Raw genomic sequence first — 24670 nt, 5'->3', positions numbered from 1 at the left:
CAAAAAATGAGTCCCCAAAATCATTTGAGTTGCACCCAAGCCGAAAAAACGCACTTCAAAATTTTTTATATTGCTCCTGCATCAAAAAGGAGCAGCTCAAATTCCTTTGAACTCCAGCCCAGCAAAAAAGAACGGCTTCAAACTCTTTTGAAGTACCACTACGTAAAAAAAAGGGAGAGTAAAATGTACCTGTTACTTAACATGTGTAAAAACAGGGACTAAAATATCTGTAGATCATAAAAATAATGTAGTTTTATGATTCTGTTAATGAAAGTTGCTTTTTTAATTTATTTAAAATTTTGAGAAATGTTTATAAAAATGATTTTTAGTTTGCTGCGAATCAACGAATTGTTGGGCTATAGCAACGAAATTAAAACGTACTTATCGACTGCCAACTTAGAAGGTTTACCAATTAAACCTCTGGCCGACCAGTTTATTGTCAAACATGAGAGAGCTTTGGAGGCATCAAACCGAAATCCGTCGAGCCAATACACCCAATGGCTGCGTGGAAAAGATTATCGCAGAGATCAATCTTTTATTGCTTTCCGCAACCTAATGGAGGCTTGTACTCATCGCAGCGCAGAAAGAGTTGTAAGTGGAGCAGATCGTATTTGCCGCATTATTCGTGCACATGGCTGGAGTTTGTATGCCAGCGGACAAAAAGTGCAATCGGCTAAAATGGCAAGTTTAATTAAGGAATTGGATTCGGAAGAAAACCAAGCCGTAATTTTAAGCTTAAAGGCCAATGACTGGTATCAGGAAATGCTTGACGACAATACGGCCTATACCCAACTGTTAGAGGAAAAAGAAAAATTGAAAGCCAACGAAGTGAACATCGACACCGAAAATGTGTACAAAGAACTGCGTTTGGTCTGCGACGAATTGTTCGAATCCATTACGGTGTTAAACAAAATCGCTTCTGATCCTAAATACATGGAAATTGCAGATTTTTGTAACCAGTGCACCCAAAAATACATTACTGCTGGTAGAATCCGCAAAACGAAAAATGAAAATGCAGAAAATAAAACTGCAGAAACCGAGGCATAAGTAAAAAAAGCAGAGGCACCTGAAATTCTCCTGTAAACCGCCTAAAGTTTAAAATGGGAATTGAGGGCCTCGGCTTGCTGATAAAAATACAATCTATTTTGTTAGCATCTGCTTGTACTCACTATTTTTAAGCAACATTTATAAACAGACAAATCCTCCATGTATTGGGGGATTTTTTTATTGCAGGAAAAAAGTGTTGGGAGCTGGTGAAACAAGACATAGACGCATTTCTTTTTGTTTGGTATAAATAGTAAGTTTACCTTGCTTTGCAGCAGTACAAATAAATAGTAAGAAATATTATCGATGGGAGACTTACTTATAATTGAAGAGTTGAATGCTCAGCTAAAGTGGAAAATAAAACAAGTAGAGAAAGTTACTTGGTTGATAAAAGGCTATCAGTTGAATGAATTGGCTCAGCTTACCCGTTTAAATATTTCGAAAAAGAATTTGAAAGGCAAGTGGCCTGCTGCACTTTTTAAATTGAAACACCTGGAATTTTTAGACATTCAGGAAAATGAACTTGAATTGATTCCGGATGAAATAGCCAATTTAAAGAGTTTGCGATGCCTGGATATTCGTCGGAACCAGATCAGTTCACTGCCTCAATCAATAACGGAAATACCAAATCTTCAAAAATTATATTTGGGTAACAATAGCTTTACTGTTGTGCCTTCGGCTCTTAGTACCTGTCCTAAACTGGAGCTAATTGATTTTACGAACAATGAAGTTTCTGAAGGACTGGAACAGCTTTTGCACTCAGCATCCATCACCAACATTTATTTGGAAAACAATTGCATAAAGACATTTCCCTTTCATCTGCTTAAAAGCCATCAACTCACCGAGCTGAATTTAATGGAAAATCAAATTGAAAATATCCCGGAAGATCTGCCGGCTATCGGACGTTTCTTATTTTAAAATAACTGTTAACACTCCCGTAATGTTGACCATTTGAAATTAGAGATGGACAACTCCTTTTGCCAACCCATAACGAACACGAGCCGAAACAATTCCAAACATATCCTTAAAGAACCTATCGCCCTGTGCGTGTGGTTTTAGTGCAGTCCAGAATGTGGCAAGCCTGCCGTGAGACTGGTTCATACATAGATTTTTCCTGCAGATACCGGGTCAATTCCCAACTTTGAGCGGATCGTAAATGTTTTTTCAGCATGAGCTAAAATATCTGCTTGTTCAATCAAGTTTCTGCCAACCGTTTATTCTCTAAAAGAATAATATTCAACAAACTATTTGGAGTTAATAAAAAAAATTATAAACTTGCATGCATTAATTAAAAATAATAATAAATATTGATTTAATGGAACTCTTTTTAAAAGACATAAGGAATGTAAACAATGCAAACAGGCACTATGCGCAAAAGCGTAAAATAATTTCATTGTTGAATAAAGCTGAAAATCCACTCACAATTCCTGGTATTTGTAAAAAAGTAAAATTAAGTATACCTACCGGAACTAAGTTGATAAACGAATTAATAGAAACTCAGATCATTGTTGAAGTAGGTAAAATGGAAACTGAGAATGGCCGGCGTCCTTCAGTTTATAAGGTGGATCCAGATTATGCATATTGCATTGGTGTTGTCATTTTACTAAAAGGGATTTCACTTTCAATTTTCAATTTAGAAATGAAAGAGGTTTACAAATTTGATAATAATGATTTTATTCTGGAAAACACTTCTGAATGTTTAGCCGATGTTATTGCTTTTATAGGAAATTCAATTAGCGATTCAAAGATCGATTTGAATAAAATATTGGGGGTTGGTATTGGTATTACCGGCCGAATAAATTCACAAACTGGAAATTCATACAACTATTTTAATTTTTTGGAAAATTCGCTCACAAGTTATCTTTCTGAGCAACTTTCGGTTCCGGTATATATTGATAACGATACTCATGTATTAGGAATAGCAGAACAGTTTTTTGGAGAGGCGAAAAGTGTAAAAAATGCTTTTGTTGTTAATTTGAGTCGGGGATTGGGTTTGGCTATAATTGCCAATGGAGAAATTGTGATCGGAGAGCAGGGATTTGCAGGCGAGTTTGGTCATATTCAGTTTGCTGAATCAGATAAACTGTGTTTATGCGGTAAGCGGGGTTGTTTAGGCACCGAAGTTTCTGGTTATGCACTTGAGCAGAATTTTAAGGAGCAAGTGCAATCAGGAGAAATATCTTTGCTTTTGAACAGTAAAGACATTTCAGAAATTCAATACGGTGATATTTTAAAAGCCGCATGGGAAGGGGATGCACTATCTATTTCGCTGATTCATAAGATGGGTTTCCTTATTGGAAAAGCACTCGGGAATATGGTGAATTTTTTAAATCCAGGCATAATTATAATTGGAGGAAAGTTTGTATCGGCAAAAGAAGTATTGACTGACTCGATAAAATCAGGCATGACACATACGGCCTTGTCTCTTCCTTTGCGATCATGTGAATTAATATTTTCATCGATTGGTACTGATGCTGCAATTAAAGGAGCAGGTGCAATCGTTTTGTGCAAGCTGCAACTGATTTAAATAAGTTTTAAATATAAATAATCACTAACCAAACAATTACTAACCCAAATAAAACCTGAAATATGAAAGAATAATCTGCAAAAGAAAAAAAGAAAGCCTGCCACAAGGCTTAAAGCACATGGACAGGCCGAAGTAATAGTTCTACAAAACAAATTTACTTCATTTATTGATAATAATCTATTATCTGGATTTAATTCTTCATTTCAGAAGCATTGAATCTCGTACTCAAGCAAAGCAGTTTTTATTGTATCCTACAATCTGACCTGATGTATGTGTCAGTATTTTAAGATGTTACGATTTGTCTGGAAATAGAAATGCTGTGCGTATTTTAAAAATAGTTTTACGTGTAAATCTTTTGTAACAATACTATAATGCTAATCTTTATGATGAAAAGACGAATTAGCTCATTGGGTTGCGTTCTGGCTGTATTCTTTATTTTAGGAAGCCAGATCGTATCAGCACAAGTGAATGTTAAAGGTAACGTGTCGGATGAAAGCGGAGAGCCACTGGTTGGTGCTACTGTTTTTATAAAAGGAACAGTTTCGGGCACTGTTACTGATTTAGATGGAAATTTTGCAATCGGAATTCCAGGTAATTCTGAAAAATTGGTATTCTCTTTTATCGGTTATGAAACTAAAGAAGAACTGATTGGAGCAAGAAATTTTATAAGTGTTATTCTTCAGCAGAAAAGGGAGGGACTTGATGAAATTGTTGTTGTGGGGTATGGAACTCAGAAACGACAATACGTAACAGGAGCTGTTTCTCAGATCTCTGGAAAGGATCTTTTGAAAGCCCCTGTAGGAAATATTACCAATATGTTGGGAGGTATGGTTTCCGGTGTTGTTTCCCTGCAGCAATCGGGACAGCCGGGAGCCGATGGTGCCAGTATTATTGTTCGGGGAACCGGAGCCAAGTATATTGTTGACGGAATTGCCCGTAGCATCTCTGAAATTGATCCTAACGAAATAGCATCAATATCAGTTCTTAAAGATGCTTCGTCTGCATCTGTTTATGGTTTGGATGCTAACTCTGTTGTAATTGTAACAACAAAAAGAGGCGTTGCTTCTCCTTCTAAAATTACATTCACAGGAGGTTTTGGTGTGAGTAACAATGCTTTAATGATGGATATGCTGGATGGTCCGGAATATGCCTATTGGTACAATAAAGCCCGTGAAATGGATGGTGATGCTCCGGTTTTTTCTTCTTTGCATGTTGAAAAGATGCAGAATGGAGACGATTCAGATGGTTGGGGAAATACTAATTGGTACAAAGAAACTTTTGGAGTTGGAAAGACTAAGAATTTTAATGTGAATGCAACAGGGGGTACAGAGAATATTAAATACTTTGTGTCACTTGGGAATTATAATCAGGAAGGTAATGTTAAAGGCTTTGATTACGACAGGATCAACTTACGTTCAAACATTGATGCTGTAATTTCCAACAACTTAAACTTGACTTTTGATATTTCCGGAAGGATTGAAGACAGGAAGCGTCCTGGTTATTCTGCTTCACCAGGTGATTGGAATAACATACCTCAGCAGGCAATGAGGGCACTCCCTTATGTACCTAAGGAAATGAATGGGGTGCCGGTGTCAACCAGAACTGCAAGTTCGTATGTGAGTCCTCTTGCAGCTTCCGATTTAACGGGTTATTACAAGGTGAAAACAAATGTGATTCAGACCAATGCAGCATTGAACTATAAAGTGCCATTTGTAAAAGGTTTAAACCTTAAATTCATGACAGCCTATGATATTTCCTATCAGACATCAAAGGCATTCTCTACTCCTTACTATACTAATGTAGCTACGGCTCCAACTTCTGCAGCTGAAGATATAAGTTATGTAAATACTTATGATGCAAGAGGAACGAACACAAGTTTGGTTGAGGGCTTGTCACATTCTACGAATTTGACAACAAATACAAGTATAAAATATGAAAATGAATTTGGTTTGCACAATGTCTCTTTTTTGGCTTTGATGGAAACCATAAAGAAAGAAGGTAATAATTTTGGAGCATATGGCTATGGATTTGACATTTTGGAATTGGACGAATTAAATTATGCCAGTCTTGCTGATAAAACAAAAGTATCGGGAGGCAGCTATGAACAACGTCAGGCAGGGTTTTTAGGACGTGTAACTTATGGGTATGCAAATAAATATCTTGCTGAGATGTCATTACGTTACGATGGTAGTTATGTGTTTGGCGGAATGACTAAAGGCAAACGATGGAGTCCTTTTCCTGCAGCTTCGTTAGGATGGAGAGTATCCGAAGAGGATTGGTTTAAGAATAATTTCACTAAAGTTGACAATCTGAAGTTAAGAGGAAGTGTTGGATTGACAGGAACAACTGAAATAGCTCCTTATTATTATTTGAATACTTTATCGTTGATAGAAAATGTAGTTGTTTTAGGAGGGGTATCGAATAATGGATTGATAACCTCACGCCCGGCAAATATCAATCTGACCTGGGCAAAAGCACTGCAGTATAACTTCGGTTTTGATGCAAGTTTGTGGAATGGCAAGCTTGGTGTTGAATTTGATGTTTTCTATAAATATATTTTTGATATGTTGAGCGTTTCTGATGCAACCTATCCGGATTCTTACGGAGGGTATGTATATGGATATGAAAACAATAACAAGCAGGATCACAAGGGATTTGAAATAGCCTTGACGCATCGCAATAAAATTGGTGATTTTTCATACAATATAGGAATTAACGCAACATATACTAAACGTAGATGGTTGAAATATGGTGATTCTGCAAACACTCCTGATTGGTTGAAAATGACTGGAAAAGAAGTAGGTGCACAGGTTGGTTTTATCGCTGAAGGATTATTCCAAAGCCAGGAGGAAATTGATAATTCTGCCCTAATTGCAGGTAAGGATGTTCGAGTGGGTGATATTAAATATCGAGACAGAAATGGTGACGGAAAAATTTCTTACGAACAAGATCGTGGATACATTGGAAAGTCATCCTATCCGAAATTTGTTGGAGGATTTACATTTAATGGAAATTGGAAAGGTATTGATGTGGCAGTTTTGATGCAGGGTGCAGTTGGTCGAGATGTTGCCTTAACTGGAGTTTACAGCAATGGAGTAATGGATAATACATCTATGACTAAGCCGTTTTACCATGGTGGAAACTCACCAAAATATCTTCTTGAGAATTCTTGGAGAGAAGATAATACTAATGGAGAATTCCCTCGTTTAGCTTTGGTAACAGCCAGTTCAAATAATGCTTTTTCATCTAGTTTTTGGTATCGAAATGGTGATTACCTGCGTCTTAAGACTCTGCAAATTGGATATACTATGCCAAAGCAATGGGTTAGTTCAATAGGAATGGATAATTTAAGAATATATGCCGAAGGTAAAAATTTGTTAACATTTAGTCATCTGGCAAAATACAATATTGATCCGGAACAACCAGGTGTGTCAAATGGCTACTATCCTCAGCAGAGGATTATTTCAATGGGTGTAAACTTGACATTTTAAATGAATAAACATTTCTTATTATGAAGAATAAAATATTTAGAATAGCCATTTTACTTAGTGCCTTTAGTATGTATGGTTGCGATGAATTGCTTGATACCACACCTACTGATCGAATTTCAGATAAAGTGGTATGGGAAAATGAAACTAATGTTACTTTGTATTCCAATGTTTTCTATGCTTATATCGATAGATATGGTAGTTTTGGAAATTCACAGTTCAAGGGCAATTTAACCGAAGGCTTGACAGAAACGTTAAAATATGGCTCCTATGTTCCAGGCAGCAAGGCTGGTGATTCAAATAATTATGTATTTACACCAGAATCCATGTCACCTACAGGTAATTTACTTGATACTTGGAGGGAGACTTATGAGAGAATTCGACGCATAAATGAATTTTTAGTTGGGTTGAAAGAGTATTCGCAATTGCCTGAAGAAAAAAATTTACTATTTGAAGGACAGGCAAGATTCTTCCGTGCATTTCTATATTTTCAGTTAGCCAAACGTCATGGCGGAGTAATTCTTTATACCGATATGAATCTGCAAAAAGACAAAGCACGCTCATCGGCCGAAGAAACCTGGAATTTAATTGAAGAAGATCTAGATTTTGCAGCATCAGCTCTACCCTCAGAATGGGATGCCGCTAATAAAGGTCGTCTGACAAAAGGTGCTGCCTATGCATTTAAATCAAGAGCAATGCTATATGCCGAAAGATGGCAATCAGCAAAAAATGCGGCAGATGCGGTTTTTGCATTAAATAAATATGCCCTAACCGAAAATTGCAGCGATTCATGGTTGGGCGGAAACTCTGAATCAATTTTTGAGACGAACTATTTAGTGACAGGTCCAAACCATAGTTTTGATAAAGATTATGCAACTTTTGGCGAAATTGAAAACCAAGGGGGAAGTGGAACACCTACTCAGGAAATGGTTGAATCATATGAAAATAAGGATGGAACAAAGGTTGATTGGAGTGCATGGCATTTAAATGGCGGAACGACAGTAACACCCCCGTATCAGGATTTAGATCCTCGATTTGGCGCTTCCATTATTTTTAATGGATCGAGTTGGATGGGGCAAACCATGGAGAATTGTATAGACGGAACATACGGAAAGTACATGGGGTATCGTGATGACACCTATGCAAAGGGAAGAACAACCACTGGGTACTATTTACGAAAATTAAGAGATGAAGATCATACTGATTTGATAACTTATCTGAGTACCCAAACCTGGGTTGAAATTCGTTTGGCTGAGGTTTATTTAAACAGAGCTGAAGCAAATTATCGTTTAAATAAAAGTGGAGATGCGATATTAGATTTAAATGCAGTACGCCAACGTGTGCAGTTACCTGCTAAAGATGGTCTTGCTGGGGATGATCTTTTTGATGCTATTCGTCAGGAAAGAAAGATTGAATTGTCATACGAAGGCCATTTGTATTGGGATATGAGAAGATGGAAACTTGCACATACTGAATATAATGGTTACCGTACTCATGGTATGAAAATATCGAAAAATCCTGCAGGATATTTATATGAATATGTGGATTGTGATTTACAGGATCGTAAGTTTTTAGAGAAAACCTATGTTTTACCTATTCCTTATAGTGAATTATCAAACAATTCTGCTATTGAGCAATATGATGAATGGAAATAAAAAAAAATGATTATGAAAAAAAATAAATTAATAGCAATCGTTTTGATCTTTTTCAGTTTTCTTAATGGTTGCCATGATCCGGAAGAGTTAATTCCTCCCGTATCAAGAGAAGGAATTAATAGTATTACAGCAACATTTGCCGATGGTACAGGATCATTTGTTGGTTATATAGTGGAAAATAGTAATGTAATTACTATTCCAATTCCATACTTCTATCCTTTAAGCAGTAATAATCAGATTAATGAGTCTCAGTTGAAAGATATGCGTTTAACTGCCAATCTGGATGACAATGTAATTATTAGTCCTTCTCTCTTGAATTTGGATTTAACACAGGAGAACGTAATCACAGTTACCGATCAAGTTAAAATGCAGAAGGAGTATATTGTAAAGGGAGAAATCCGAAAAAGTTCGGACTGTAAGTTGGAAGCATTCAAATTACCATCTTTAGGTCTGGATGGGGTAATTAACGAAGAGGCCAAAACAATTTCGCTTGTTGCACTTGGCAATCTAAATCCTGCTGTGGCTGAAATAACCTTATCTTATCATGCAAGCATTTCACCCGATCCCACAGCCAAAGCCTTGGACTATAATAATGATTTGGAACTTACAGTAACTGCTCATGATGGACTAACAAAGAATGTTTACACCATTAAGAAAGAGGTTCCTGAAAAATTATTGTATGGGATTCGTTCGGGAAGTGCTAAGCTGATGTTTGAGAAACAATTGAAAGCGGATTGTGGAATTATGGTTGACAACCTTACCGGAGGTATGGCGGTTACAAATGATTATGTGATTCTAAACACGCGAAATGAAAATAGTGTTTACCTGGACGCAAAAACAGGAGAAAAAGTTGGGGAAATTGACTTGGGAGCTTTGAAAGGTTCACTTACCAATTTCTACAATACTTCTGATACTGATGGAAATGTGCTGATTTGCAACTTAGCTCCAAATGCTGGTTCTTTTAAAGTTTGGAAACTGGCTTCTGTAGCTTCAACTCCTGAATTATTGATTGAGTGGGATGGTGGTTTGGCCATTGGTCGTAAACTTTCTATTAATGGAAGTATTAATGGGGATGCAATCATTTCAGCTCCGATATTAGCTGCCGGTCAAAAAATAGCACGTTGGACTGTTGTAAATGGTGTATTAACATCGCAAACTCCAGAGATTATTACCATGAGTGGTTTAGCTAAAGGGTGGACCACAAATGCGGATGTTGTTTATTCATCGAATACAGATGTAAACAGCGATTATTTTGTTGCATCTTATTCTGATAATATGTTTGCCTGGGTGAATGGTACAACAAATGCCGTTAGTAAAAATTTAGAGGTTATTAGTACCAACTACATACCAAATGCTGTCGATTATTTGGAGTTCAATAATGCAAAATATGTAACGTTAAACTGGGTGAATAGTTTTACCTGGGGATCTGCTGATGCCATTTGGTTATTGGATGTTAGCAGCGATATGAACTTTGCCGGCAATATCGACTTAAAAACATGTAATGCCGTTGTTTGGGAATCTCCCCGCAATATATACGGTGGAAAATCTGTGTCTCCGGCAGTAGCAAATGGAAATGGAACTGGTGATGTGGCTCTGAGAGTTTCAGAAGATGGCTATTTCCTTTATCTATACTTCATGTTTACAAATGGTTATGTAGTCGGTTATCAATTCGATTGTATAGACCTTTAAGATCGTTAAACATTACAATATTGGTGCCTCGGAATAATGAGGCGCCAATATTTAATCCAATGATAATTAATCAAGCGAATTCACTTTGCAATGTGTAAACAGGTTTGAACAAAGTTACCATATCAGAGAGTCTGTATGAGCAATTTAAAATTTAATAATATTCTGATGAAAAATCGAATCAATCAGTTTTTATATCTCTTATTAATTGGATTGTCATTTACTTCCATTTTAACTTCATGTGGCGGGAAAAGTGACGATGACTACAAATGGGAATGGGATGATGATGAAAAACCTGTAAATTCTGAGAAACCAAGATTTATCTGGATTGATGCAGCTGCAAATTTTCCGGATTTTGCGAATAGCAAGGATAATATTCTTCGTGATTTAAAGTTGGCTAAAGAGGCTGGTTTTACAGATGTTGTTGTAGATGTCAGACCTACCAATGGAGATGTGTTGTTTCGAGCGGAAGCAGGAACACAAGTAAAATGGCTTGGTGCATGGCTGCCCTCAGGCTATACTAAAATTGATCGTACTGAGAATTGGGATTATCTGCAGGCTTTTATTGATGCAGGTCATGGCCTGGGATTAAAAGTACATGCTGGATTTAATACTTTCACGGGTGGAAATACAACGAGTTTAGGTTCCGAAGGTCTCTTGTTTCGTGAACAGGAAAAACGTACTTGGGCAACAGAGTTACTGACCACTTCGGGTATCGTAAATACGCTGGATCAAAGTGCTTCAGGGGCAAAGTTTTTTAACCCTGTAAATGCTGATGTTCAAAATTACGTCTTAAACTTACTGGAAGCATTAGCGTCATATTCGGATTTGGATGGCATTTTTTTGGACAGGGGGCGTTTTGATGATCTTGATAGTGACTTCTCTTTGTATACAAAAAAGAAATTCGAAGAATATCTGGGATACTCTATTTCCAATTTTCCTAAAGATGTAATGACTGCAGGAACGAAGGCAGGTACACTTCCTTCTCCTATGCCTGTTTATTTTAAACAATGGCTTGAGTTTCGGGTGAAAACCATCCACGACTTCATGGAAAAGGCTCAAAATCGGGTGAAGGCAATAAATAAAGACATTCAGTTTGGAGTGTATGTAGGAGGTTGGTATTCTACTTATTATGGAGTTGGAGTAAATTGGGCAAGCCCCGAATACAATACCGCTTCGGTATATCCTTCATGGGCTACAGCCAATTATAAAAATTACGGTTATGCAGACCATATGGATATTATTCTGATTGGAGCTTATGCTTCGCCGAACCGTGTGTATGGAACTAATGAATGGACTATTCAGGGATTTTGTTCCAAAGCAGTCGATAAAATTAAAGGCGATGCACTCGTAATTGGAGGTCCTGATATCGGAAATGGTGCATGGGCGACCAGTAGTGATCTTGTTGTAAATCAGGCAATAACACAGTCTATTGATGCAGCCTTTAACGCCTGCGATGGTTATTTTCTTTTTGATATGATTCATTTGAAGAAAAAGAATCAATGGCAATATGTGAAAGCCGGAATTGACAATATGCTGGGTGAAAAATAAATAAGAAATATTTGATTTAGATTAAATGACATAGAAATGAAAAAAACAATCATATACTATTTACTGCTTGCGTTCGGATTATTTACCGGATGCAGTCAGCACAAAGAAAAATCAGCAATAGATTTAAAAACAAAATTGATGTGGTTCGATGCTGAGGCAAATTTTGAGCGTTTCAGTTATCCTGATTCCATTGATTTTTATTTGGAGAAAATCAAAAGCATTGGCTTCACTGATGCGGTAGTTGATATTCGTCCGATTACGGGTGAAGTACTTTATAAGAGTGAATTTGCTCCACAGATGACAGAATGGGACGGTTTTGAAAGACCTGAATTTGATTACCTGGAGCACTTTATTACAAAGCTCACGAGCTGGGATTAAAGGTACATGCTTCTTTGAATACTTTTGTTGGAGGGCATAATTACTTCGACCGTGGACAAACCTATACTACCAATCCAGAATGGGCAAGTATGCTGTATACGCCCGATCAGGGAATTGTATCGATTATGACATTGAAGAAAAAATATTCAGCCATGATCAATCCTATTAATCCTGATTTTCAAGCACACATGCTGAATGTATTGAAAGAAGTAACAAGTAAATATCCTGAATTGGATGGTTTTATGCTCGACAGAGTGCGGTACGATGGAATTATGGCGGACTTTTCAGATTTGTCTAAAAATAAATTTGAGGAATACATTGGTGAGAAAATAGAAACATTTCCGACGGATATTTACGAATGGAAAACCGATGCTGATGGAAAAAATAATTATGTACGTGGCAAGCATTTTCTCAAGTGGATTGAATGGCGCACTAAAAACATTTATGATTTTATGGCTTTGGCACGCCAAACAGTGAAGGAAATTAATCCTAATATCTCATTTGGAACCTACACTGGTGCATGGTATCCTTCCTATTTCGAAGTAGGTGTAAACTGGGCCAGTAATCAGTACGATCCATCAAAAGATTTTGACTGGGCAACTCCTGATTATAAAAACTTTGGTTACGCCGAGTTAATTGACTTGTACACTACGGGTAATTACTACACCAACGTGACAATGGCCGAATACCGAAAAAACAACAACATTGTAATAAATGAAACCGATAGCAAAGGAGCCAGAGGAACTTGGTATTGTGTAGAAGGTTCGTGTGAAAAAATTAGTGAAATCATGAACGGGCATCCATTTCTAGGGGGAATTTTGGTTGATCAGTTTTATGAAAATCGTTCGCAATTATCGCGTACTATTGCGATGAATTTGCAAGCTTCTGATGGCCTGATGGTTTTCGATATTGTTCACATTATTCGTAAAAATTTATGGAAAGAAGTTGAAGAGGGATTCCGAATGGCACAGGATGAAAACATGTTCAAGAATGAAAATAGGGAATAGGAACTAATGGATTAGGTCATTCTGAGCGAAGTGGAGAATTTAATAATCAGAGCCTTTTGTGCTGGATTAGTCGTTTCGTTCAGAATGGTAATATTGTAAGTTGCTTACTTTTTTATAGTTGGCAAAAAAAATCGAGAAATGATAAAACGAAAAATTGGAATACTGCTTTTCTTTCTTTGTTTGTCGCTTGTTTCTTTTTCAGGAAATAAAAGTGCAGAAACATTATTTGTGAAAGGGAAAGTAAGTTGTCAGGGAACAGGAATTGAAGGGGTAGTTGTTACAGACGGAGAGGCTATTTGTCTAACAAACAAGAATGGATCATACTCTCTTCCTGTTACTTTGGAATCTCGTTTTGTATACATATCATCTCCTTCAGGATACCGTGTTCCGGTGGTTCAGTCAGTTCCTAAGTTTTATCATCGTATTTCAGCAGGCAAAAAAGTATGTAAAATTGATTTCAAGTTGGAAAAAATCAAAGGGGATGACACAAAACATGGATTTGTTGCTTGGGCGGACCCACAGGTGAAAAGTAAGGAAGAAATATCTCTTTTACGAGAAGTAGTTGATGACATGTCTGGTTTGCTGAAAAAATACCCGGATTTACCATTTCATGCTTTGGGATGTGGCGATATCGTAGGCGATAGTCACACTTTATATGATACTATTAAAAGAATATTGACATCTACTGGAATTCCATTCTATCAATCCATTGGAAATCATGATTTGAATTACAATGATCGCACAAACAAATCGTCAGAAAGTATTTATGAAGATGTTTTTGGTCCGGCTTACTATTCTTTTAACCGGGGAGAGATACATTATGTCGTATTGAACAATGTTTTTTACGTCGGACGCGATTATTTTTACATTGGCTATTTGCCTGAGAAACAACTTAATTGGTTGGAGAAAGATCTTTCGTACCTAAAGGAAGGTCAAACAATTGTTGTTGTTATGCATATCCCATCCTCATTGGATGACAAGGATATTAAAGAGTTTTCCTATTCCAATATTTCCAAATCGTTAGCTAATAAAAAAGCTTTGTATAAAATACTGGCACCATATCAGACTCATATTATTACTGGTCATATGCATGTGAACAACAATGTGATTATTGCTCCGAATATTTTCGAACACAATGTTTCGTCAGTTTGTGGTGCCTGGTGGCAAGGGGCTTATGCTGAGGATGGAACCCCTAAGGGCTACACTGTTTTTGAAGCGAATGGTAATGATTTGAAATGGTATTTTAAAAGTTTTGGAAAAGAGAAAACATATCAATTTAGAGCATATCCGATAGGGAGTAATTCTGAACAAGTTGAACACATTACTGCTAATGTATGGAACTGGGATCCAGAATGGAAAGTTAACTGGTATCAAGATGGGAAGTTAATGGGTGAGATGGAAGGATATTATGGTACTGATCCGGAAACAGCAAAAACTTATGCCGATAAAGAGAAATTGGCATACAAATGGATTCAGGCGCGACCAACTATCCATATGTTTCGAGCTAAACCAGAATCTTCTACATCGAAAATAAGCATTGAAGTCATTGATCGGTTTGGAACTGTCTACCGGGAGGAACATTAAACAATATTAAAATAGAGAACGAGTAATATTTTCAAACTTATATAGCTTTTAAAGAATGAAACGAGCACTGTCATTGGATGTATTGCGTGGATTGTCAATTTTCGGCATGGTTCTGTCGGGTACAATTCCATTCGGTGGCGCATTGCCAGCATGGATGTATCATGCACAATGCCCGCCTCCGGGACATACATTCAATCCTGATGTATCTGGAATTACATGGGTAGACCTGGTATTACCGGTATTTATTTTTTGCATGGGGGCTGCCATTCCACTGGCTCTTCATCGAAAATTTGAGTCGGGTTATAATTTCATTAAAATAATGAAGAATGTTGGTATACGCTTTGTCTCACTGGTGCTTTTTGCAATATATATTGCACATATACTGCCACGGTCGATTGGGGCAGCAAAATGGAATGTACAACTATTGGGTTTTGAAATGCCCGGATTCGATCTGCAATTGCTGACATTGTTTGGATTTATTTTACTTTTCCCTCTTTTTCAGCTTATTCGTGATTCAAAAAAGAAAATAATTTGGCGCGGTATCGGCTGGGCAGGAGCAATCGCTTTGCTGGTTTTTTTAAGATTGGCTTATGGTCAGGTATTTTCCCTGCATCGTGGTAATATTATCATTTTATTGTTGGCTAATGTGTATCTTATTGGCGCTGTGAGTTGGTGTTTTACCCGGAATAATCATAAAGCCCGTCTGCTTTTATTCATTGTTTGGGGAGGAATTCAGTTGTGTTGCAAATTCACAGGTTTTGATTCTGTATTAAATGAGTACCAGCCCCTGTCGTGGTTTTTTATTTTAAGAATGACGCATTATATGTTGCTGCTTATTCCCGCGACAATTGTAGGGGATATATTACTTGAACGTCTAAAGGGAAACGGCAAATCTCCCCATCTCGTTGAAAATAACATCTGGAATAAACTTTTCCATCTTGGTGCGGGATTATTAGTCCTTTGGTTGACTGCAGCCCTCTTTCAACGCTGGATGATGGCGCTTTATTTGCTAACTCCTTTGATGCTTTTCGGATTATGGATGATTGTGAAAAAGTATGTACCTGCTTATATCCAATTATTTTCAATGGTTATTTGGTTAATTGTTTTGGGACTGATTCTTGAGCCTGTTGAAGGAGGAATAAAAAAAGATCCAGCCACGGCTTCGTACATGCTTATGACTTCAGGGATGGCTTTGTGCCTGTTAATTTTCTTGGATTATGTAACGATTTTTCTTGCTGAAACGGGCCTTGTGAAGCTTTTTTCATATACAGGAAAGAATCCTTTGCTGGCCTATGTTATGACTACATGGTTTATTTTCCCCTTACTGAAAATTAGTTTTTTGTTTTTCGTTTACCAATGTTTTTTTCCCGCAGGCTGGCCTTGGATAGGTGTCTTTCGTGCACTAATTCTTGTATTGTTGACGATGATGCTTGTTGCATGGCTGACCAAGAAAAAAATCATGTGGAGGGCCTGAAGTCTAGAGTATGTTTTATGTATTATTTATAAAGAATATTGGAATGAAACTTGAATTTATTGATATCGCAATTGTTATAGGCTACATAATTTTGAGCATTGTTATTGGTTTCTGGTTATCAAAGAGAGCCAATAAAAATCTTCAGAATTATTTTTTAGGAGGAAACCAGTTGAAATGGTACTATTTGGGGCTCTCCAATGGTTCGGGCATGTTTGATATTTCGGGAACAGCGTGGACAGTTACCATTTTTTTCGTATATGGATTAAAGAGTGTTTGGATTCCTTGGCTTTGGCCGGTATGGAACCAGATTTTCATAATGATTTTCATGGCTGTTTGGTTACGGCGTTCAAAGGTTATGACCGGAGCAGAGTGGATTACTACTCGTTTTGGAAGCGATAAAGGAGGTCGCTTATCTCACATCGTTGTAGTGGTTTTTGCCATTATTAGTGCAATTGGTTTTATTGCCTATTTCTTTGTAGGCATAGGAAAATTTGCTGTAACTATTTTTCCATGGGACTTGTCACTTACTATTGGTTCTGTTCTGATTATCTCAGAATATGTTTATGCAACAATCTTACTTCTGCTAACAACTCTTTATGTGATAAAAGGGGGGATGTACAGTGTGGTTGCTACCGAGGTAATGCAATTTTTTGTGATGACACTTGCCTGTGTTGCTATTGCCTGGTTTGCCATGAATAATGTATCTGTCGGACAAATAAATGCGGCAGTACCCAATGGATGGTTTGATATTACGCCTTCGTGGAGCACTAGTCTTGACTGGACCGGTGTTTTTGATCAAGTCAACGATAAAATTTCGGAGGATGGTTTTGGTATGTTGGGTGCACTGGTGATGATGATGTTTTTTAAAGGGATTTTTTCAAGTTTGGCGGGACCGGTTCCCGGTTATGATATGCAGCGTATATTGTCGACACAAACACCTCGTGATGCTGCCAAAATGAGCGGATTGACATCTTTAGTACTATATCCTCCCCGTTATTTAATGGTGGCTGGTTTGGGAATACTTGGATTAGTATTTGTGGCACCTATGATGAAAGCAGGAGGGGGAGATCTTGATTTTGAGAAAATTCTCCCATATGTGATTAATAATTTGTTACCAGTAGGACTAAAAGGAATTATTCTTGCAGGATTATTGGCAGCATTCATGTCAACTTTCTCAGCATTTGTGAATGCTGCACCTGCTTACATTGTAAACGATTTGTACAAACAATATATCAATCCGCACGCTTCCGATAAAAAATACATTCGGATTAGCTATATAGCCTCATTTGGTATTGTGATTATTGGCATTGTTTTTGGATTATTTTCCGGATCAATTAATTCTCTTACGCTTTGGATAACTTCGTCCCTGTATGGCGGGTATGTAGTTGCCAATGTGTTGAAATGGGTTTGGTGGCGATTTAACGGCTATGGCTATTTCTGGGGAATGATAGCAGGTTTGGCTGGATCGACTGTTAAATTTTTGTTTTTCCCGGATACTCCGGACATTTATATATTCCCGATTATTTTGATAATGGCTTCGGCGGGAAGTTTCCTTGGTTGTTATCTCTCTGCTCCGGTTGATGATAGAACTCTCATTGAATTTTATAAAAATGTACGTCCTTGGGGTTGGTGGAATCCTGTGTACGAAAAGGCAAGAAAAATTTATCCTGAAATTACTAAGAATGAGGACTTAGCCCGCGATGGAATTAATATTTTGGTTGGCATTGTATGGCAAATGACCTTGATTACTGCTCCCGTTTATTTGGTCGTACGCCATTATCAGGGCTTAATTATTTCTCTTATTCTATTCGCAATTACTTCCACGATATTGAAATTTAACTGGCTTAATAAAATAAAGGATTATGAAAAAATATAAACATTTCTATTTTCCAAAAATACAGCACATTAGAAGATTGTTTTTTGCCGTTGTTGTGTTTTTCGGAGCTGTTTCTTTTTCAGAGAATACAACAGCTCAGAATACCATAGCATATGATACCACTTATACATTTGCTCATTACAAGATAAGACGTGCATTTTATGAGGGATTACCAAATCGGAAACATGAAATTGTTTTTTTGGGTAACAGTATTACTGAGAATGGCGACTGGAATGAGATCTTCAGAAATAAAAACATAGTAAACCGCGGGATTGGTGGAGATGTGTGTTGGGGGGTACTCAATCGGCTGGATGAAGTTTTGTCATCGCAGCCAAAATACATTTTTTTGATGATTGGTATAAATGATATTGGGCGGAGTGTGCCAGTGGATATTATTGCTGGTAAAATTCAAGAGATTATTTGGAGGATTAAAGCGGAATCGCCTTCAACTAAAGTATACCTCCAGAGTGTCTTGCCCATAAACGAAGAGATTATTTGGTACGATTACATGAAAAACAAATCAGATAAAATAATAGAACTTAACGAACAACTTGTATCCATTGCAGCTAAAAGCAAGATCCAGTTTCTTGATTTGTATTCTCATTTTGTTGATGAAAAAGGAAATTTAAAGCAGGAATTAACTGCTGATGGAATTCATTTGAGTGCCTTCGGATATTTGCTTTGGCGTGATATTTTCAAGGAAAAAGGAATTCGGTTCTAAATAGGATTAAGGTATTAAATATAAAAGGAAAACAGGATGAAGATTAAAGGTACTTTTTTGGATGAAATCAGTCATGATATTCCTCATCAGAATTGGGGCAGACTTGAATGGGAAAAGGATTTTGCTCACATGAAGCTTATTGGTATTAATACAGTCATTTTAATCCGCAGCGGATATCAAAAATGGCTGACCTACCCATCGAAAATACTTACCACTCAGGAAGGAGCATATTTACCATCAGTTGATCTTGTACAGTTGTTTTTGGAATTGAGTGAAAAACATGGTATGGATTTTTATTTTGGATTGTATGATTCCGGACGCTATTGGGTAAATGGTAATTTTCAGAAGGAGTTGGATCTGAATAAAGTCCTTGTTGATGAAGTTTGGAATACTTATGGACACATGAAGGCATTTAAAGGATGGTACATTTCTCAGGAATGTAGTCGCAAAACTGATGCAATAATTAATATGTATTCAGGATTGGGCAATCATTGTAAATCGGTTTCAGGAAACCTTTCGACTTTAATTTCACCCTACATTGACGGGATTAAAAATATCAGTCAGTACACTTCAGAAACCAATAGGAGCGAAGGAATAAGCCTTCAGCGGCATAAACAAGATTGGAGTGAGATCTTTGACGGAATAAAAAATGCCGTAGATATTGTTGCTTTTCAGGACGGGCATGTGAGTTTCGACGAGCTGGATGAGTTTCTGATGACAAACAAGCAGATGGCTGATAGTGCTGGTATCCGAAGTTGGACGAATTCAGAGACTTTCGATCGCGATATGCCAATTAAGTTTTTGCCTATTAAATGGGAAAAATTATTGAAGAAGCTAAATGCGGCTAAGCGCGCAGGCATGGAACAAGCTATAACTTTTGAGTTTTCACATTTCATGAGCCCACAGTCAGCCTATTTGCAGGCAGGGCATTTATACAATCGGTACAGGGAATATCTTGACTGTTTGAAATAGCATCTACAGGTAGAATTATAAATTTAGGAAGAGACGTGAACGATTTTAAAAACATAGCAGAACAATACAAAATTGAATTACTTGAGAATATTGTTCCATTTTGGCTGAATAATTCTCAAGATAAAAAATTTGGTGGGTATTTTAGTTGCCTCGATCGCGAAGGTAAAGTTTTTGATACCGATAAATTTATTTGGTTGCAGGGACGCGAAGTTTGGTTTTTTTCTATGCTCTACAATAAGTTGGAGAAAAAACAAGAGTGGTTGGATGTTGCTGTTCATGGGGCAGAATTTCTCAAAAAATATGGTCATGATGGAAATCTAAATTGGTATTTTTCGTTGAATCGAGAGGGAAAACCGTTGGTTGAGCCCTATAATATTTTTTCATACACATTTGCATGCATGGCTTTTGGTCAGTTAAGTAAAGCCACAGGAAATCAGGAGTATGCAGATATAGCACTGAAAACGTTCAACATTATTCTGTCGAAAACCAATAACCCCAAGGGACAATGGAGTAAAGTGTTTCCCGGAACAAGAAATCTGAAAAATTTTGCGTTGCCCATGATTCTGTGTAATCTGGCGCTTGAGATTGAACACTTACTGGATGCCGATTTTTTGAAAGAAACCATGGAAACCTGTATTCAAGAAGTAATGGAGGTGTTTTATCGTCCGGATTTAGATTTGGTTGTTGAGAATCTAAATACAGATGGCACTCTTTCCGATACTTTTGACGGTCGTTTGTTAAATCCCGGGCATGCCATTGAGGCTATGTGGTTCATCATGGATTTGGGGGTTCGCCTAAATCGCCCCAAACTAATTACCAAAGCCAGCGATATTGCCATCCGCATGGTTGAATACGGTTGGGATAAGCAACATGATGGCATTTTTTATTTCATTGATCGGCTGGGATACCCGACTCAACAGTTGGAGTGGGATCAAAAATTGTGGTGGGTACACATTGAAACACTGATAACAATGTTGAAAGCTTATCAATTGACTGGCTCTGAAAAAAGTTTGGAATGGTTCCGGAAAGTTCACGATTATACATGGATGCATTTTAAAGATGAAAAGCATCCAGAATGGTTTGGATATCTGAACCGTCAGGGAGAGGTATTACTTCCGCTTAAAGGCGGAAAATGGAAAGGGTGTTTTCATGTGCCACGTGGTTTATATCAGTGTTGGCAAAGCCTGGAAGCAATTTCAAATAAAGAATAGGAAAACAAAGAGATGATTTATATGAAAAAATATTCAATTCTGGTTGTACTGGTTGTGTTCGGTTTAGTGAATTCAGAAGCGCAAACTAAAGCCGAGATACCAACTACCAACACCGATGTTTTAGTCATTGGAGGTGGTGCCAGTGGAACCATGGCGGGTATTCAGGCTGCTCGAATGGGCGTGTCTGCTATGATTGTGGAAGAAACCCCTTGGCTCGGAGGAATGCTTACTTCTGCCGGTGTTAGTGCCATTGATGGAAATTATCGCTTGCATTCTGGTTTATGGGAGGAATTTAGACAGTCGTTGTATCAGCATTACGGAGGAGCTGAAGGTGTAAAAACTGGATGGGTAAGCAATGTATTGTTTGAACCTCAGGTAGGAGAGAAGATTCTTTCTCAGTTTGCGGAAGTAGAAAATAAGCTGACAGTAGTAAGGGAAGCTCGGTTGGAAAATATAAAAAAAACAAACACGGGGTGGGAGTCTGTCATTCTGAGGGATGGTATGCGATATAGAATCAATGCACGGATTGTTATTGATGGTACAGAATTGGGCGATGTTGCGAAGCAGGTGGGCATTACTTACGACATTGGCATGGATTCGAAGTACGAAACAGGAGAAGCAATTGCTCCCGAAAAATCCAACGATATAATTCAGGATCTGACATATGCTGTTATACTTAAAGATTATGGGACTTGGGTTGATGCAAGCATTCCTCGTCCTGATGGATACGATCCAAGTCCATTTTTATGCACGTGTGCAGGCAAATGTGCAGAAGATAAGATCGGCAGGAAATTGTGGGATTGCGATTTTATGATGAAATACGGAAAGCTACCCAACGGTTATTACATGATTAATTGGCCTATTTCAGGCAATGATTATTATCTGAATACCATCGAAATGGATCGCGAAGAACGCAAGGAAGCGATACAGGAAGCGAAAAATTACACTCTTAATTATCTGTATTATTTACAAACAGAATTGGGGTATAAACATCTTGGTATTGCAGATGATGTATTCCCAACAACCGATGGATTCCCATTAATCCCGTATTACCGTGAATCAAGACGAATTAAAGGGATCGTTCAATTTACAGTGAACGATTTGGCAAAACCTTTTGAACAGGAAACCGCTTTATATCGGACAGGCATTGCAGTTGGAGACTATCCAGTTGATCATCATCATCAGGCATATCCAGAAGCGGCTTCATTGCCGGAACTGCATTTTTATCCTGTTCCTTCATATTCTCTGCCACTTGGAACACTGATCCCTAAAGAAACGGATGATTTCATTGTGGCCGAAAAATCAATATCGGTTAGCAATATAGTAAACGGAACAACCCGTCTGCAACCGGTTTGTATTTTGATTGGTCAGGCTTCAGGAGCCTTAGCTGCTATAGCAGTTCAGACAAATGTATCTCCTTCCAAAGTTGGCGTTCGTGATGTGCAGAACGCATTGCTAAACGCGGGAGCCTACCTGATGCCTTATTCCGATTTGGAAAAGAATTCTACAGCCTTTCTTCCATTGCAGCGCATTGGGACAACAGGAATATTGAAAGGCGAAGCGAAAAATATTGGGTGGGAAAATCACACCTATATTTATCCCGATAGTTTGGTAAGCAGATTGGCTTTGTCCGATGGATTGTCCGATTGGATAAATCCAGAAAAACTGAAATTGAAGAGGGGAATTGTTTCGTATCAGGAATGTTTGACTGTTATTCAACTTCTAGGTAAGGAATACAATCAGACCTGTGGTAAAAAGAGTTTGTCCAGACTTAAAAAAGAAGCAGATTCGATATTGAAAGCAAAAAGCATGGCAACACCTCTATTGCAGGATTCTGTGAGCAGAGCTGCATTTGCAACACTATTGGATGAGATGTTGAATCCTTTTGAAATTCGTCAAGTTGATCATTTGGGAAAGTTTATTAATTAGTAACTATAAGATGAAGAAGATTTATTTTTTTATAACTGCAATGATGCTTTTTACGCTTGTAAGCGGACAAAACAAGTGGAAGAATATTCCGGCAACAGATCCTTTTATTCATTACATGGGGAGAGTGGAACTGCAGAATGATCAGGCTAGGTATAATTGGCCGGGAGTCGTTGTTTCGGCGAGGTTTACCGGATCATCTTTGGGGATTCATATAAAAGGTGGAGCCAGTAATTATTTTAATTTGTGGATTGACGACAGACCTGAGAAGGTGCTGCATGCCGTAAATGACACCACTTGGTGGTATCCTGAATATTTAGAGAAGGGCATACATTATTTTCGACTGGTAAAGCGTACTGAAGCAGACATGGGAATGGTAAGTTTTTCGGGGATTTGTATAGGGGAAAATGAGTCGCTGTTGAAGTTGGATATATTTCAGGAGCGAAAGCTCTTGTTCATTGGAAACTCCATTACATGTGGTTACGGAGCAGAAGGAAAAGATAAATCGGAGAGTTTTAATCCCACTACCGAAAATTGCGAAAAGTCTTATGCCACCATTATTGCACGTGCTTTTTGCGCACAATATCAACTTATTTCACATTCTGGTTTGGGTATGGTTCGTAATTATGGAGACACACAAAAGTTATCTGTAAAAATTAAACCGATGCCAGCACGCCTTGATTATTTGTTTGATGGTGATTCAACGAAACATTATGATTTAAGTTTGTTTTATCCTGATGCCGTGGTAGTTAACTTGGGAACTAACGATTTCTCTACTCAGCCTTTTCCCGATGAAGCTGATTTTATAGGAGCAGGAAAACAACTTATTGTAAAATTGAGAAATTGCTATCCCGGGGTGAAAATTTTCTGCATTGCTGGTCCGATGATTAACGAACCCTGTTATTCGTATACAAAAAAAATAGTCGAGTCGATTCGTACTGAAATGAGAACTACTGATGTGCTATTTTTAGGTGTCCCAAATGATTTGCTCAATTTGGACAGCGATTTGGGTTCCGATTGGCATCCTTCCTATCGGGGACAATTAAAAACAGCAAATCATATTATTCCACTTATGTCAACGGTATTGGATTGGAATTATACGTTGGATGAACTCAAACGAGTTAGATAGTAATGTGAAGGGGATGAGTGGTAGAACTGGGGATATCCATCTTAACGAAGGACAAAATCTGCTAAACTTGAAATTAAAGGTCAATTTCAGTTTATTTCATTATATCACGAAATTTACACCTCGAATATATGTTTTCCACTAAAAAAACAAATGGGGTACAAAAATAACATACGATGAGAGGGTGGTAGGATAATATGAAGAATAGTTGGTACGAAAAAACCCTGTTTTAACTAGTAAAATAGGGCTTCTTTACAATTAGTCGTGTTGTATTTTATTGTGTGTCTATTTGTCGAACACACACTACAGGAATTACTTCCCGATGCAGAAAGTAATTTAGTTCATGCAGTCAGTGTCTTATGTAGTTTGAGTTGTAAATAAGAAACAAAAAATATTCAAAATAACTTTTCTTTCCGTTCTGGAAAATAAAAAAAATGACATCGG

18 protein-coding genes are annotated in these 24670 nt (G+C 37.6%); 17 read left to right on the top strand and 1 reads right to left on the bottom strand.

Annotated features, from left to right (window positions below; translation table 11 throughout):
- Positions 1 to 306 precede the first annotated feature (306 nt).
- Together ACHZAX_RS09645 and ACHZAX_RS09640 are read left to right on the top strand one after the other, a co-directional pair.
- Positions 307 to 1047 carry a DUF6261 family protein gene (locus ACHZAX_RS09645; RefSeq protein WP_320018953.1) on the top strand — a complete coding sequence of 247 codons (741 nt, stop codon included), beginning with the start codon at positions 307 to 309 and terminating at the stop codon, positions 1045 to 1047.
- Positions 1048 to 1350: 303 nt separating this feature from the next.
- Positions 1351 to 1962, top strand: a complete 612-nt coding sequence (locus ACHZAX_RS09640) for a leucine-rich repeat domain-containing protein (protein WP_320018952.1) — start codon at positions 1351 to 1353, stop codon at positions 1960 to 1962.
- A gap of 39 nt (positions 1963 to 2001) precedes the next feature.
- Here ACHZAX_RS09640 and ACHZAX_RS09635 read toward each other — a convergent pair whose 3' ends face one another.
- Positions 2002 to 2145, bottom strand: a complete 144-nt coding sequence (locus ACHZAX_RS09635; RefSeq protein WP_320018951.1) for a hypothetical protein — start codon at positions 2143 to 2145, stop codon at positions 2002 to 2004.
- A 214-nt stretch (positions 2146 to 2359) separates the two neighbouring features.
- On the opposite strand from ACHZAX_RS09635, the gene ACHZAX_RS09630 reads away from it, so the two are divergent.
- From ACHZAX_RS09630 to ACHZAX_RS09560, 15 genes are all read left to right on the top strand, one after another.
- Positions 2360 to 3571 (top strand): ROK family protein, encoded by a 1212-nt coding sequence (locus tag ACHZAX_RS09630; RefSeq protein WP_320018950.1) that lies wholly within the window; start codon positions 2360 to 2362, stop codon positions 3569 to 3571.
- A 383-nt stretch (positions 3572 to 3954) separates the two neighbouring features.
- Positions 3955 to 7062 (top strand): SusC/RagA family TonB-linked outer membrane protein, encoded by a 3108-nt coding sequence (locus ACHZAX_RS09625; RefSeq protein ID WP_320018949.1) that lies wholly within the window; start codon positions 3955 to 3957, stop codon positions 7060 to 7062.
- A gap of 20 nt (positions 7063 to 7082) precedes the next feature.
- Positions 7083 to 8714 (top strand): RagB/SusD family nutrient uptake outer membrane protein, encoded by a 1632-nt coding sequence (locus ACHZAX_RS09620; protein ID WP_320018948.1) that lies wholly within the window; start codon positions 7083 to 7085, stop codon positions 8712 to 8714.
- A gap of 12 nt (positions 8715 to 8726) precedes the next feature.
- A complete protein-coding gene (locus tag ACHZAX_RS09615) occupies positions 8727 to 10403 on the top strand; it encodes a DUF5018 domain-containing protein (RefSeq protein ID WP_320018947.1) in 1677 nt (558 codons plus the stop codon).
- A 165-nt stretch (positions 10404 to 10568) separates the two neighbouring features.
- On the top strand, positions 10569 to 11951 hold the full coding sequence (locus ACHZAX_RS09610) for an alpha amylase family protein (protein ID WP_320018946.1): 1383 nt from the start codon (positions 10569 to 10571) through the stop codon (positions 11949 to 11951).
- 36 nt (positions 11952 to 11987) lie between these two features.
- Positions 11988 to 12329 (top strand): hypothetical protein, encoded by a 342-nt coding sequence (locus ACHZAX_RS09605; protein WP_320018945.1) that lies wholly within the window; start codon positions 11988 to 11990, stop codon positions 12327 to 12329.
- 14 nt (positions 12330 to 12343) lie between these two features.
- Entirely contained in the window at positions 12344 to 13336 is a 993-nt protein-coding gene (locus tag ACHZAX_RS09600; protein WP_320018944.1) for an alpha amylase family protein, read from the top strand.
- A gap of 138 nt (positions 13337 to 13474) precedes the next feature.
- Entirely contained in the window at positions 13475 to 14920 is a 1446-nt protein-coding gene (locus ACHZAX_RS09595; protein WP_320018943.1) for a calcineurin-like phosphoesterase family protein, read from the top strand.
- Positions 14921 to 14993: 73 nt separating this feature from the next.
- Complete coding sequence (locus ACHZAX_RS09590; protein ID WP_320018942.1) at positions 14994 to 16394, top strand: DUF5009 domain-containing protein; 1401 nt, start codon at positions 14994 to 14996, stop codon at positions 16392 to 16394.
- 43 nt (positions 16395 to 16437) lie between these two features.
- The gene (locus tag ACHZAX_RS09585; protein ID WP_320018941.1) at positions 16438 to 18270 is read left to right on the top strand and encodes a sodium:solute symporter family protein; all 1833 of its coding nucleotides are present in this window, start codon (positions 16438 to 16440) and stop codon (positions 18268 to 18270) included.
- Complete coding sequence (locus tag ACHZAX_RS09580) at positions 18257 to 18991, top strand: GDSL-type esterase/lipase family protein (RefSeq protein WP_320018940.1); 735 nt, start codon at positions 18257 to 18259, stop codon at positions 18989 to 18991. The genes ACHZAX_RS09585 and ACHZAX_RS09580 overlap by 14 nt, the downstream gene beginning before the upstream one ends.
- 36 nt (positions 18992 to 19027) lie before the next feature.
- Complete coding sequence (locus ACHZAX_RS09575) at positions 19028 to 19963, top strand: DUF4434 domain-containing protein (RefSeq protein ID WP_320018939.1); 936 nt, start codon at positions 19028 to 19030, stop codon at positions 19961 to 19963.
- Between the two features lie 35 nt (positions 19964 to 19998).
- Positions 19999 to 21174 (top strand): n-acyl-d-glucosamine 2-epimerase, encoded by a 1176-nt coding sequence (locus ACHZAX_RS09570; protein WP_320018938.1) that lies wholly within the window; start codon positions 19999 to 20001, stop codon positions 21172 to 21174.
- 21 nt (positions 21175 to 21195) lie between these two features.
- Positions 21196 to 23103 (top strand): FAD-dependent oxidoreductase, encoded by a 1908-nt coding sequence (locus ACHZAX_RS09565; protein WP_320018937.1) that lies wholly within the window; start codon positions 21196 to 21198, stop codon positions 23101 to 23103.
- Positions 23104 to 23113: 10 nt separating this feature from the next.
- Positions 23114 to 24229: an SGNH/GDSL hydrolase family protein gene (locus tag ACHZAX_RS09560; RefSeq protein ID WP_320018936.1), complete on the top strand. Its 1116-nt coding sequence runs from the start codon at positions 23114 to 23116 to the stop codon at positions 24227 to 24229.
- Positions 24230 to 24670 lie beyond the last annotated feature (441 nt).

This window comes from Labilibaculum manganireducens (assembly GCF_963665805.2).
Lineage (GTDB): Bacteria > Bacteroidota > Bacteroidia > Bacteroidales > Marinifilaceae > Labilibaculum > Labilibaculum manganireducens.
This window is presented reverse-complemented; position numbering and strand designations above follow the sequence as displayed.

Bases quoted from the DNA above. Each gene is read 5' to 3' on its own strand.
- ACHZAX_RS09645 (WP_320018953.1), top strand. From the start codon at position 307: ATGTTTATAAAAATGATTTTTAGTTTGCTGCGAATCAACGAATTGTTG.
- ACHZAX_RS09640 (WP_320018952.1), top strand. From the start codon at position 1,351: ATGGGAGACTTACTTATAATTGAAGAGTTGAATGCTCAGCTAAAGTGG.
- ACHZAX_RS09635 (WP_320018951.1), bottom strand. From the start codon at position 2,145: ATGAACCAGTCTCACGGCAGGCTTGCCACATTCTGGACTGCACTAAAA.
- ACHZAX_RS09630 (WP_320018950.1), top strand. From the start codon at position 2,360: ATGGAACTCTTTTTAAAAGACATAAGGAATGTAAACAATGCAAACAGG.
- ACHZAX_RS09625 (WP_320018949.1), top strand. From the start codon at position 3,955: ATGATGAAAAGACGAATTAGCTCATTGGGTTGCGTTCTGGCTGTATTC.
- ACHZAX_RS09620 (WP_320018948.1), top strand. From the start codon at position 7,083: ATGAAGAATAAAATATTTAGAATAGCCATTTTACTTAGTGCCTTTAGT.
- ACHZAX_RS09615 (WP_320018947.1), top strand. From the start codon at position 8,727: ATGAAAAAAAATAAATTAATAGCAATCGTTTTGATCTTTTTCAGTTTT.
- ACHZAX_RS09610 (WP_320018946.1), top strand. From the start codon at position 10,569: ATGAAAAATCGAATCAATCAGTTTTTATATCTCTTATTAATTGGATTG.
- ACHZAX_RS09605 (WP_320018945.1), top strand. From the start codon at position 11,988: ATGAAAAAAACAATCATATACTATTTACTGCTTGCGTTCGGATTATTT.
- ACHZAX_RS09595 (WP_320018943.1), top strand. From the start codon at position 13,475: ATGATAAAACGAAAAATTGGAATACTGCTTTTCTTTCTTTGTTTGTCG.
- ACHZAX_RS09585 (WP_320018941.1), top strand. From the start codon at position 16,438: ATGAAACTTGAATTTATTGATATCGCAATTGTTATAGGCTACATAATT.
- ACHZAX_RS09580 (WP_320018940.1), top strand. From the start codon at position 18,257: ATGAAAAAATATAAACATTTCTATTTTCCAAAAATACAGCACATTAGA.
- ACHZAX_RS09575 (WP_320018939.1), top strand. From the start codon at position 19,028: ATGAAGATTAAAGGTACTTTTTTGGATGAAATCAGTCATGATATTCCT.
- ACHZAX_RS09565 (WP_320018937.1), top strand. From the start codon at position 21,196: ATGAAAAAATATTCAATTCTGGTTGTACTGGTTGTGTTCGGTTTAGTG.
- ACHZAX_RS09560 (WP_320018936.1), top strand. From the start codon at position 23,114: ATGAAGAAGATTTATTTTTTTATAACTGCAATGATGCTTTTTACGCTT.